This is a genomic window from Luteitalea sp., assembly GCF_022842525.1.
GTDB lineage: Bacteria > Acidobacteriota > Vicinamibacteria > Vicinamibacterales > Vicinamibacteraceae > Luteitalea.
This window is the reverse complement of the sequence record NZ_JALHPM010000085.1, coordinates 15,697-27,794: the sequence shown is the minus strand read 5'-3', so window position 1 is coordinate 27,794 and position 12,098 is coordinate 15,697. Positions and strand designations below refer to the sequence as shown.

At 70.6% G+C, this 12,098-nt stretch carries 8 protein-coding genes and 1 pseudogene; 7 read left to right on the top strand and 2 right to left on the bottom strand.

Translation table 11 applies throughout. The features are described 5' to 3' along the window. Positions 1-224, bottom strand: a pseudogene (locus Q0C41_RS17045) (hypothetical protein); the annotation flags it as partial. A 133-nt stretch (positions 225-357) separates the two neighbouring features. Continuing rightward, positions 358-1,767: an APC family permease gene (locus Q0C41_RS17040; RefSeq protein ID WP_291985573.1), complete on the bottom strand. Its 1,410-nt coding sequence runs from the start codon at positions 1,765-1,767 to the stop codon at positions 358-360. A 58-nt stretch (positions 1,768-1,825) separates the two neighbouring features. Between Q0C41_RS17040 and Q0C41_RS17035 the strand changes: the two genes are divergently transcribed. The 7 genes from Q0C41_RS17035 to Q0C41_RS17005 all read left to right on the top strand — a co-directional run bounded on the left by Q0C41_RS17035 (position 1,826) and on the right by Q0C41_RS17005 (position 12,054). Beyond that, entirely contained in the window at positions 1,826-3,301 is a 1,476-nt protein-coding gene (locus Q0C41_RS17035; RefSeq protein ID WP_291985571.1) for a ThuA domain-containing protein, read from the top strand. A gap of 105 nt (positions 3,302-3,406) precedes the next feature. After that, entirely contained in the window at positions 3,407-6,514 is a 3,108-nt protein-coding gene (locus tag Q0C41_RS17030) for a S8 family peptidase (RefSeq protein ID WP_291985569.1), read from the top strand. 59 nt (positions 6,515-6,573) lie between these two features. Next, positions 6,574-7,935, top strand: a complete 1,362-nt coding sequence (locus Q0C41_RS17025; protein ID WP_291985567.1) for a hypothetical protein — start codon at positions 6,574-6,576, stop codon at positions 7,933-7,935. Continuing rightward, entirely contained in the window at positions 7,925-8,590 is a 666-nt protein-coding gene (locus tag Q0C41_RS17020) for a TylF/MycF/NovP-related O-methyltransferase (RefSeq protein WP_291985565.1), read from the top strand. Before Q0C41_RS17025 ends, Q0C41_RS17020 begins: the two co-directional genes overlap by 11 nt. A 320-nt stretch (positions 8,591-8,910) precedes the next feature. Further along, positions 8,911-9,768 carry a sugar nucleotide-binding protein gene (locus Q0C41_RS17015; RefSeq protein ID WP_291985563.1) on the top strand — a complete coding sequence of 286 codons (858 nt, stop codon included), beginning with the start codon at positions 8,911-8,913 and terminating at the stop codon, positions 9,766-9,768. Continuing rightward, on the top strand, positions 9,765-10,133 hold the full coding sequence (locus Q0C41_RS17010) for a cupin domain-containing protein (protein ID WP_291985561.1): 369 nt from the start codon (positions 9,765-9,767) through the stop codon (positions 10,131-10,133). Before Q0C41_RS17015 ends, Q0C41_RS17010 begins: the two co-directional genes overlap by 4 nt. A gap of 31 nt (positions 10,134-10,164) precedes the next feature. Continuing rightward, a complete protein-coding gene (locus Q0C41_RS17005; RefSeq protein ID WP_291985559.1) occupies positions 10,165-12,054 on the top strand; it encodes a radical SAM protein in 1,890 nt (629 codons plus the stop codon). Positions 12,055-12,098 lie beyond the last annotated feature (44 nt).

The window sequence follows — 12,098 nt, the reverse complement described above, 5'->3', positions numbered from 1 at the left end:
GACGCCCGCGCCACGCGAGGGGAGGGCGCCGGCGCCGCCGTGATCGCCGCCCGCGCGAGTCCGTAGGTCGTGGCCGCCCCGAGCACGTTGCCGAGCGTGGCCACCAGCACCGGGATCCCCCACCCGCCCGACCGCGCGACCTCGACCGCCAGCGGCACCTCCGACGACAGCGGCAGGATCGTCGCCGCCGCGAAGGCCCAGGCAAAAAGGAGGAGCAGGGTCATGGTCGTTGGGTAGGGCCCGTTCTCCGACCTGTCCGCCACAGCCGTGGCGACGGCGGAACGGGCCGTCAGGGAACGGGCGCACAGGCTGACGTGACGCTGGGCTTACGGTGACGGCCGGCTCGGAGAGCCGGCCCTACCCGTCGCGCCGCGTCCACCACCAGTAGAACGGCACCCCCAGCGCCACGAGGCCAAGGCCGGAGAAGGCCTGGCGCGGGCTGGTCTGCAGCGTGTTGAGCACCAGCCACCCGGCGGTGAGCAGGAACAGCAGCGGCACGACGGGATAGCCCCAGGTGCGATACGGCCGCTCGACGTCGGGCAGGCGACGCCGGAAGATGAACACCGAGGACGTCCCGAGGCCCATGAAGATCAGCACCGCGAAGATCGTGTAGTCGGTGAGCGTGTCGAACGAGCCCGACAGCACCAGCACCGAGGCCCACACGGCCTGGGCCATCAGGGCGCGCACCGGGACCCGCGTGCGTGGGCTCAATCGGGCGAGGCTGCGGAAGAACACGCCATCCTGCGCCATCGCGTACGGGATGCGGGCACCGACCAGCGCGACGATCTGCAGGGCGGTCATCACCGAGACGGCGAGCAGCCCGGACATGAGGCTGGTCGCGGCCGGGCCGAGGAACTCGGTGGCCACCACCGTGGCCACCGGCGACGCGGCACTCACGCTGGCAATCGCCACCGGCGGCAGCACGTAGAAGTAGCCGGCGTTGACCGTGACGTAGAGCGCCGCCACCGTGAGGATGCCGCCGATGATCGCGAGCGGCAGCGCACGGCCCGGATCCTTGATCTCGCCGGCGACGAAGGTCACCTCGTTCCAGCCGTTGTAGCCCCACAGCGCCGCCATCATCGCCGCGCCGATGCCGGCCATGCCGCCTCTCGCCGCCGCGTCCACGCCCTCGCAGGTGCCACCGGCGCCACTCAGCGCGTAGTTGGACCAGGACCCGTCCGCGAGCAGGAAGGCGCCGATGCCGACTCCGGCGACCAGCACCAGCTTCATCGCCGTCAGCACCGACGCCACGCGCCCGCCGGTCGAGATGTCGGCGCAGTTGACCAGCGTCACCGCCCACACCGCGGCCACGGCTATGAGCGCGATGCCGCCAATCGATCCCACGCCGGGAAGGGTGAGGCGCAGCGCCTCCACGGCCCCGCCCGACAGCGCATTGAGGAAGATCGCGAGGCCCGTCGCCAGCGCGGCGATGGCGCCCGTGGTGGCGACGAAGAAGCGCGTCCAGCCGTACAGGAAGCCCCACAGCCGGCCGTACGCCTGCCGGATGAACACGTACTCGCCGCCGGCCCGCGGGAAGATCGTCGCCAGTTCGGCGTACGTCAGGGCGCCGAGCAGGCTCATCACCCCGGCAATGACCCAGACGGCGATCACCATCCCGGGCGTGTCGACGTTGCAGGTCATCACCCGCGCCTTGAGGAAGACGCCGGTGCCGATGACGTTGCCGACCACCATCGAGAAGGCGGCAAACAGGCCCAGGCCACGAACCAGGCCCAGCTGGGGGGAAGACGCGGAAGCGGACACGGTCACGGTGCGACGCAGTGTATCCTCCGTCGCGCGGGCCGGCCGGCCCCGTCACGGAGGACACATGGCACGGATGACTCGGGCAGCAGCGGTGGCGGTGATGGCGTGCACGACGATGGGCGTGCTGGTGACGGCGCAGGGGATGGGGGATGGTGCGGACCGCAGCAAGGTCGCGGCAGCCCTCTTCGAGGGGCTCGACGCCAACAAGGACGGACGCCTGACGCGCGACGAGGCCCGCGGCGCGGCCGACGCCTGGTTCACCGCCTGGAAGCCTGCCGATGCCGCCGGCCTCTCCAGCGAGTCGATCATCTTCGGCTTGTCGCGGGTGCTGCCGGCCTCCGGGCCGCAGTGCGGCGGCCGCAGTGCCAACCCGCGCGTCGCCTGTCCGGATGACGTGTCGGCCATGGTCGCCGCCCTGCCGGCCACCGCGCCCGCGAAGCCGGCCGCGCCGCGCAAGGTCCTCGTGCTGGCTCGCGCTGCGGGCTTCGTCCACTCGTCGATTCCGCTCGCGGCCCGCACCGTCGAGGAGCTCGGCAAGAAGACCGGCGCGTGGACGACGACCATCAGCTGGGATGCGGCCGACATCACCGAGGCCAATCTGAAGCAGTACGACGCCATCTTCCTCGCGAGCACCACCGGGCACTTCCTCGACGACCCGAAGGACGCCGCGGCCACCGCGGCGCGCCGCACGGCCTTCATGGGCTTCATCCGCAACGGCAAGGGCGTCGCGGCCATTCACGCCGCCTCGGACTCGTATCACGCCAGCGCGAAGGAGCTGAAGGCGGCCGCGTCGGGGCAGGGCAACAGCTACGCCTCGCGCCTTGCCAGCCTCGGCCCCGGCATCATGTCGGCCGTGCCCGTCGGCACGCGCCTGGCCACCGACGGCGACGCCAACGCCGACAAGATGCTCAGTCGCGAGGAGTTCGCCGGCGTCGTGGGTACGTGGTTCGACAAGGTGGACACGGCGAAGGCCGGCACGGTCACGCAGGCGCAGTTCGTCGCCAATTACGCCGCCATCATGCCGCCCCCGCCTCCACCCACGCCGCGCGCGCCGCGGGTCGGCAACGGCCAGGCGAAGGCCACCGAGCTCGGGCCCGACGACCAGGTCGGCACATGGCCCGAGTGGAACCAGGCACTCGGCGGCTTCTTCAAGTTCCACTGGAACGACGGCCAGACCATCACCTACAAGATCGACGACCCGACCAGCCCGCTCACCGCGGCCTTCAAGGGCAAGACGCCGTTCGTCATCGCCGACGAGACCTACACCTTCGGCCGCGAGGTCTACTCGCGCAAGAACGTCCGCGTGCTCACCAGCGTCGACATGGCGGCGATGTCGGCCGAGGACAAGGCCAAGGAGCAGTTCCCGCGCCCCGACGGCGACCACGCCCTCAGCTGGGTGCGTGCCGAGCAGAAGGGCCGCGTCTTCTACATGTCGCACGGCCACAACGAGAAGGTCTACGCCAACCCCGTCCTCCTGCAGCACCTGCTCGCCGGCATCCAGTACGCCATCGGCGATCTCAGGGCCGAGGACAAGCCATGAGCCCTGCCCCCTGAGCCTCTTCAAGCCCAACCATTCCCCGGCCGATTGCTGGCCTGAACGGGCGGGTTCACCCCCAGCGGATCAGCCCTGCATGAGGGTCGGGGCATGTCCGTCGGTTCGAAGTCACAGCGGCCGCTGCTCGCGGTGTGTCTGGGTGCGGTTGCGGCGTTCGTCCTGACCTGGCCGGTGGCGCTGGGCACACGGCAGTTGCCCGAGGCGCCACAGGTCGTCCAGCTCGCCAGCGGGCCCATGGCCGTCGACGGCGAAGTGCTCGTCAAGTATCGCGGCGACGCCATGCACGTCGCCCGCGTCCGCGTCCAGGACGATGCGGAGGTGGCCGAGGAGGAGTCGCTGGGCCGTGGCGGCGTGCGTCGCCTGCGGTCGGGCCGCTTCGGCACCGAGGAACTGGTCGCTCGCCTCCGCGACGACCCGGACATCGAGTTCGTCGAACCCAACTACATCGTCTATCCCGACGCGACGCCCAACGACCCGTCGTTCTCGAGCCTGTGGGGGCTGCTCAACACCGGTAGCAACCCGGTGGGTGGTGGCGGCACCGCCGGGATCGACATCGACGTCGTCACCGCCTGGGACACCACCACCGGCAGCCGCAGCCATGTCGTCGGCGTCGTCGACACCGGGGTGGACTACAACCATCCCGATCTGGCCGCCAACATGTGGTCGGCGCCCTCGTCCTTCTCGGTGGTCATCGGCGGGCAGTCGATCACGTGCGCGGCGGGCACGCACGGCTTCGACGCCATCAATCGCACGTGCACCCCGATGGACAGCGGCTATCACGGCACGCACGTCGCGGGCACCATCGGCGCGGTCGGCAACAACGGCATCGGCGTCACCGGCGTCAACTGGGTGGCCAGCATGATGGCCCTCAAGTTCTCGCTGCCCAACGGCGGCACGGTGGCCAACGCCATCAACGCCATCGAGTTCGCCATCCAGGCCAAGGCGCACTTCGCTGGCACCGGCGCGGCCAACGTCCGCGTGCTGAACAACAGCTGGGGCGGCCCCGGCTACTCCTCGGCACTGGCCGCGGCGATCGAGTCGGCACGCACCGCCGACATGCTGTTCGTGGCGGCGGCGGGCAACAGCACGTTGAACATCGACGCGTCGCCCGTGTACCCGGCGGCCTACACCAACGCCAACATGGTCACGGTGGCCTCGACGACGTCTACCGACGGCCTGTCGTCGTTCTCGAACTACGGCGCGACCAAGGTGCATCTGGCCGCGCCCGGGAGCGCCATCTACTCGACGTACCCGAACAACACCTACCAGACGCTGCAGGGGACGTCGATGGCCGCGCCGCACGTGGCCGGTGCCGCGGCGCTCGTGCTCGCGTCGTGTACGTCGGACACGGCCGCGCTGCGCAGCCTGCTCGTGAGCCACGTGGACTACGTGGCCGGCCTGTCGGGCAAGGTGAGCACGGGCGGACGCCTCAACGTGCTCCGCTCGATGCAGCAGTGCGGGTTCCCGCGCGTCACGGGCCTGACGCTGACGCCCGACGTCGCGTCGCCGCGCGCGCCTGGGACGACGATCACGTGGACGGCCGCCGCGAGTGGCGGGGAAGCGCCGCATCAGTACCAGTTCGCGCTCTTCAACGGCAGCACCTGGACCGATGTCGGGCCATGGTCCACCACCGCCACGTTTGCCTGGACCCCCACGCAGGCGTCGTCTGGCTACCAGGTGGCCGTGCGCGCCCGCAGCGACTGGAACTCGGGCACGCGTGAGCTCGCTGTGGCGCAGCCGTACGTGATTCAGCCGGTCGTGACCGCGCTCACGCTGACGCCGCAGGTCGCGTCGCCGCAGGCCGTCGGCCGCACCGTGACGTGGACCGCCGCCGCCAGCGGCGGCCAGGCGCCGTACCAGTACCAGTTCGTGCTGTTCAACGGCACCAGCTGGGCCGATGTCGGCCCGTGGTCCACCAGCAACACCTGGGCGTGGACGCCAGGGACCGCCAATGCCAACTATCAGGTCGCGGTACGCGCGCGCAGCGCCTGGAACTCCGGCGCGCGCGAACTGGCGGTCGCCGAGGCCTACGTCATCAAGCCGTCGGTCACCGGCCTCACGCTGACGCCCAGCGTCACCGCGCCTCGCGCGCCCAACACGACGGTCACCTGGACCGCCGTCGCGAGTGGCGGGGAAGCCCCGTACGAGTACCAGTTCGCCGTCTTCGACGGGGCGGTGTGGACCGACGCCGGGGCATGGTCCACGACCAACACCTGGAACTGGACGCCGACGCAGGCCAACGTCGACTACCAGGTGGCCGTGCGCGCCCGCAGCGCCTGGAACAGCGGCACGCGCGAACGCGCCGTCGCGCAGCCCTTCGCCATCAGGCCGCTGGTCACCGGACTGTCGCTGACCCCCACTGTGGCGGCACCGCAGGGGGCTGGGACCACGGTGACCTGGACGGCGGCCGCCAGCGGTGGCCTCGCTCCCTACCAGTACCAGTTCGCCATCTTCAACGGCACGACCTGGGTGGACGCCGGGCCCTGGTCGACGACGGCGACCTACGCCTGGACGCCCAGCGTGGCCAATGCGGCGTATCAGATTGCGGTGCGAGCGCGCAGTGCCGGCAATCTCGGCACCCGCGAGCTGGCGGTCGCGCAGGCCTATGCCATCAAGCCGATCGTCACCGGACTGACGCTCACACCGAGCGTCGCCGCGCCGCGGGCGCCAGGCACGACCGTGACGTGGACGGCCAGTGCGAGCGGCGGCGAAGGGCCGTATCAGTATCAGTTCGCCATCTTCAACGGCACGACCTGGTCCGATGCCGGGGCATGGAGCAGCACCGCGACCTTCGCGTGGACGCCGACGCAGGCCAACGCGGCCTATCAGGTCGCCGTGCGGGCGCGCGGGGCCTGGAACAGCGGCGCGCGCGAGAGGGCAGTCGCGCAGCCCTTCGCAGTCATGCCGCTCGTGACAGCGATCACGCTGTCCCCGAGTGCCGCCGCGCCGTCGACGGTGGGCACCCCCATCACGTGGACGGCCGCCGCCAGCGGCGGCCAGGGGCCCTATTCGTATCAGTTCGCGTTCTTCAATGGGGTCACCTGGCAGGACCTCACGAGCTGGTCCACGAGCGCGACCTTCACGTGGACGCCGACGCAGGTCAACTCCGCCTACCAGATGGCGGTGCGGGCCAAGGGGACGTGGAACCCGGGGGCGCGCGAGCTCGCGGTGGCCACGGCCCACCCGGTCTCGCCGTAGCGGGCGGCCGGACTGCTCGCCGACTGCAGTCGGGCCGCGCGTCGGCCGACACACTGTCCGTGCAGCGTGAAGACGACCGCCGACTCCCGGCCGAGCGTGCGACCGGGGTCTGCGTGGTGGTGCAGTTCCTGTGCTTCGTCGACGGCCTGTGGCCGTTCTGGGAGGCGCTCGCCCGCGACCTCGAGGCGCAGGGGCAGTCGCTCGTCATCCTCTCGCCGCACCCGCCGCCGGCCGGCGCGACGTGGCCGCCCGTGCTCCCGATTCCGTATGCGATCGGTGAGTACACCGCCGTTGTGGGGGCCACACCTCGCGCCCACTGGGCCGACCTGCTCGACGTCGACTGGGCCTTCCACTCGCCGACGCATCCGCCTGCGCCCCCTCCCGGGATCGGCGAGATGGCCGCGGCGCAGGCGCTCGTCGATGCCCTGCTCGACGAACTCCAGCCCGACGTCGTGCTCGCCTGGGCGCCGCCGTTTCCGCAGAGCCGCCTGCTGCTGCACGAAGCGCGCTGGCGTGAGATCCCCGCCTTCGGCATCGAGCGTGGCTTCCTGCCCGGCACGCTGGTCATCGAGAGTCACGACGTCGGCATCGGTGTCGACATGGTCAGTCACCCGGTCCTGCACAGCGCGGTCGCCGACCACACCCCGGACGACGCCATGCTGGCGGCCCTGCGCGTGCATGCGGGGCTTGTCGCCGCAGAGCCGGGCCCGCGACGACCAGACGTGACCGAGGCGCCCGTGATCACGATCCTCGGGTCCTGTCCGGGATTCAACCTGCAGCCGCGCCAGTCGCGCCTGATCCAGCTGGCGTCGCCCTGGTTCTCGTCGTTCGCCGAGGCGTGCGAGGCCCTGGCCGACGCGCTGCCTCCTGGGGTGCGGCTGCGCGCGCGTCCACATCAGGCCGACGTGGCCGGGCGGGCGTACTGCGCCGCGTCGCCGCGCGTCGAGGCCGCGTTCACCGACGCGATCAACGACCTCGTGACCTCGTCCGACGTCATCGCGGTCGTCGGTGGCACGCGCACACAGCTGGAGGCCGTGCTGGCCGAGCGTCCCGTGCTGACGCTGACGCGCGGGCCACTCTCTGGCGCGGGCGTGGCGTACGAGTTCGACGGCGATGACCTCGGAGCCCTCGTCGCGCAGGCGCTGGCACGAGCGGACTGGGCGGCGAGAGTGCAGGCGGGCCGCCGCCTTGTCGGCTTCCTCACGCGGCATGCCCTGTTCGGGTTCGCTGGCACGCGGCTCCCGCGCGGCTCGACCGATCTCGCGGCCTTCCTCGGCCGCTTCCGTCTGCCGCAGGCCGTGTCCGCGTCGCCACGCCACAGGCTGGCGCGCTATCTCGAGGCCACGACGCCGCTGCTGGCCGACTTCGCCACGCGCGAGGGTCGCCGCGTTTCCGACTATCCTGCCAGCCATGCTCGATGACCTGCCGTCCCCCGACACGGCGTACGCCCACGAGAACGCCTTCTACCTGACGTGCGGCCCTGGTCGCGTCGGCAAGCTGCTGGCGCATCTCGAGCTCTATCGCCAGGCGGCGCAGGCGCCGGGCGCCATCGTCGAGTGCGGCGTCTTCAAGGGCGCGTCCTTCGCGCGCCTCGCGATGGCCCGCCACCTGTTCGAGTCCGAAGGCACCCGGCCACTCATCGGGTTCGACACGTTCGGCGCCTTCCCGGAGACCGGGTTCGCCGCCGACCAGGCCCCGCGCGAGCGCTTCATCGCCAGCGCCGGCGCCGAGAGCATCTCGGTCGAGCAACTGCGGGGGGTGCTCGCTCACAAGGGGTGTGGGGCCAACGTCACGCTGGTCGAAGGCGACATCTGCGAGACGGTGCCGGCGTATGTGACGGCCCATCCCGAGTTGCGTATCGCGCTCCTGCACGTGGACGTCGACGTCTTCGAGCCCACCGAGACGGTGATGACGCATCTCGCCTCGCTGGTCGTGCCGGGTGGCGTCATCGTGCTCGACGACTACGGGATCTTCCCTGGCGCGACGCGCGCCATCGACGCCTGGCTCGCGGGTCGACCCGAGCGCCTGCGCAAGCTGCCGTACGCGCTGGCGCCGTCCTACGTGGTCCGCGCCTGACGCGCGACACCTGCCGACCCTGTTGTATCCTTCGCGCCATCGGGCAGGAGTTCCCTGGACGCCGAGACCGTCGCCGAGCGGTCTCGTGACGTCCGAGGACTGTCGGCAGACCGTCGACATGCCCGCGGCAGGGACGGCTGGCCGACGATCGGCCAGGGGTCCACGGGCCTCGCATTCATGCTGGAGTGGTCTCCTGCCGAAGAAATGACGTGACGCCGGCCTTCGCCGGACTGAGCACGGACATTGCTTGGGTAGCAAGGTACCTCCCGTGCGAGCCCATCGGCACGTGACCGGGAGCGCAGGGAGGCGCTGAGGCACACATGGGCGATGTCATCCTGTTGACCGGGGCCGACGGCTACGTCGGATCACGCCTGGCTGGCCCGCTGGCCACCCGTGGCCAGGTCGTGGCCGTGTCGCGCCGTGTCGCCACAGGGGGCGTCCCGCCCTGCGACCTGGCAGACGCCCCCGCCGTCGCCGCCCTGGCCGAGCGCATCGCCCCCACCGTCATCGTCCATGCCGCCGGCACCAAGGACATCAAGGCCTGCGAGCAGCATCCGCCCATCGGGTTCGACGCCAACGTCCGCACCACGCTGAACCTGCTCGATGCATTCCCCGGCGTGCCGCTGCTGTACATCTCGACCGACTACGTCTTTGCCGGCGACCGCGGTCGCTACACGGAAGACGACTCCGTGGCGCCCCGCACGGCGTACGGCCGCACCAAGGTGTGCGCCGAGCAGGTCGGCCTGCTGCGCGCCCCCGACGAGTTCTGCGCCGTGCGCGTCAGCGCCCTCTACGACGGCGACGCCACGTTCCTCCGCTTCCTGCGCGAGACGCTCGGTGCCGGCCGGTCCGTGGACTGTTACGAGGACGCCTTCTACTCGCCGACGTTCCTGCCCGACTTGGTCACCGCCATCCAGCGTTTGATCGACGCGGAGACGCGCCCGGGCGTCGTGCACGTCGCCGGGCCGCGCGTCAGCCGCTACGCCTTTGCCTGCGCCTACGCCGAGGCCTTCGGCCATGCCTCGCGTCAGGTCGTCCCGAGCCGCCTCGGTCCCGGACCGCTGCCCCTGTTTCCCGATCTCTCGCTCGAGACCGGCCGGGCACGCTCGGCGCTCGGCTACAAGCCCACCCCGCACGACGAGGCGCTCGACGTGCTGGCCGAGCGGAGGACCGTGTGACCATCATCGAACCGTACCGCCAGTTCGCCGACGCCCGTGGCCGCATGCTCGGCGTGATCAACCAGGGGCAGTGGGAAGAGATCAACTTCGTCGAGACCGCGGCCGGCCAGGTGCGCGGCGGGCACTTCCATCGCGAGACCCGCGAGCTGTTCCTGATCATCAGCGGCGACATCCGCGTGCGCATCGCCCGTGACGGCGTCGAGTCGCAGCACGACTTCGGACCGGGATCGGTGTTCGTCATCGAGCCTGGCGAAGCGCACTGGTTCGAGTCGCTGACGCCGTGCACCTGGATCAACGTGCTCTCGAAGCGCATCGACCAGGCCAGTCCAGACATCGTTCCCGTGAGCGCGGCCCCTGCGGCCTGAAGACCTGACCCCGACGAGGAGATCCACTCCCATGAACGTGTTGTTCTCGAATCCCCCCTGGCACCAGCCCGTTCCGCCCGGTGAACGCAGCTGGCGCGGCGTGCGTGCCGGGTCGCGCTGGCCGCACCAGTTCGAATACGTCAGCGCCGGTGAGGTCAACGGCCACATCCCCGAGCTGATCGGCGGCTACATTCCGTTCCCGATCTGGCTGGCCACCGCCACAGCGCTCGCCAAGCAGCACGGCCATGATGCCCAGGCGCGCGACTCCGTCGCGTCAGGGGAGACCTACGAGTCGTTCTACGCGCACGTCGCTCGCCGCCAGCCCGACGTCGTGGTCATCGAGACGTCGACGCCCACCCTCAAGCACGACATCGCCGTCGTCGAGCGCATTCGCCAGGACGTGCCGCACGTCAAGGTGGTGTTCGTCGGCATGCATCACGAGATCGAGGAGCCGTGGTTCCTCGATCGCTACCCGCAGGTCGACTACTGCGTCTACGGCGAGTACGAACACTCGACCATCGCGCTGCTCGACCTGCTGGACGGCCGCACGCAGGTGGACATGGCCGACATCGGCGGCCTGGTGTGGCGCAAGGATGGCGCGGGTGTCGCCAACCCGTTCGGCAAGCTGGTGCCGCTCGAGGGGCTGCCCTGGGCCGAGCGCGACGACCTGCCGATGCTCAACTACTACGACGGCGTCTGCGGCCTCGAGCGTCCGCAGCTCCAGCTCATGGCGACGCGCGGCTGCCCGTACGGCTGCACCTTCTGCGGCTGGCCGCAGATGCTCTATCGCGGGCCGAAGTACCGCATCCGCACCGCCGAGGACGTCGCCGCCGAGATCAAGCACAACCTGACCAAGATCCCCTACAAGTCGTTCTACATCGACGACGACACGGTCAACATCAAGAAGGACTACATCCTGCAGCTGGCGCGGGCCATCAAGGATGCGGGGCTGGACTCGATCCGCTGGGGCACGATGGGCCGTGCCGACCTGATGGACGAGGAGATGATCGCGGCGCTCAAGGAGGCCGGGCTCTTCTCGATCAAGTACGGCGTCGAGACCGCCGACCAGGACCTGCTGAACGAGATCAAGAAGAACATCAAGATCTCGGAGGTCATCGAGGGCGTCGAGCTGACCAAGCGCGCCGGCGTCAAGGTCCACCTGACGTTCACCTTCGGCTTGCCGTCCGATACGCCCGAGACGATCGAGAACACCATCCAGCTCGCGTGCCGCCTGCCGGTGGACACGGTGCAGTTCTCGATCACCACGCCGTATCCGGGCACCAAGATGTACGACCAGTACAAGGCCAACGGCTGGCTGCTGCACGAGAACTGGGACGAGTACCTGGGGTCGCACCGTGCCGTGTCACGCACGGCCAACTTCACGGCTGACCAGCTCGAGGATGCGGTCAAGTCGGCCTACGCCCGCTTCTGGGAAGAGCAGGCGCTGCGCCGCGTGCGCACGCCGCAGTTCGAGCAGGGGCTGCGCGACGCCATCGCGGCGGTCGCCGAACCGGGCGCGCCGGTGGCCGTGATGCAGTCGGCCCGCCCGGGCCTGACGCGCGTGATCGTCGCCTCGCTGAAGGACAACGGCTACGAGCCGCACGTGTTCACGCACGCGCGCTTCCTGGCCTCGTTCCAGACCGTGCTGCCCGACTCGCAGATCCACACCTTCGAGTCGCCGTTCGACTTCCGCCACGAGGCGCTGGCCGATCGAGCCGCGGAGGTCGCCGCGGCGGTGCCGTTCGTCGCCGCCGTGGTGCCGTACCACAACGCCACCGGCGCCAACTACGGCGAGGTGCACCAGGTGGCCGGCGCCCTGACCGGCGGGCCCGTCCTCGGCGTCACTGTCGACGGCGACATCCTGCCGCAGGTCGGCCTGCCCGGGCGCACGACGCCCACGCTCACTCCCGCGGCGGTCTAGCCGCACGCGCCAGCCGGGCGCCGACCACGACGGTCGGCCCCGGG

Bases quoted from the DNA above. Each gene is read 5' to 3' on its own strand.
- Q0C41_RS17035 (WP_291985571.1), top strand. From the start codon at position 1,826: ATGGCACGGATGACTCGGGCAGCAGCGGTGGCGGTGATGGCGTGCACG.
- Q0C41_RS17030 (WP_291985569.1), top strand. From the start codon at position 3,407: ATGTCCGTCGGTTCGAAGTCACAGCGGCCGCTGCTCGCGGTGTGTCTG.
- Q0C41_RS17020 (WP_291985565.1), top strand. From the start codon at position 7,925: ATGCTCGATGACCTGCCGTCCCCCGACACGGCGTACGCCCACGAGAAC.
- Q0C41_RS17015 (WP_291985563.1), top strand. From the start codon at position 8,911: ATGGGCGATGTCATCCTGTTGACCGGGGCCGACGGCTACGTCGGATCA.
- Q0C41_RS17005 (WP_291985559.1), top strand. From the start codon at position 10,165: ATGAACGTGTTGTTCTCGAATCCCCCCTGGCACCAGCCCGTTCCGCCC.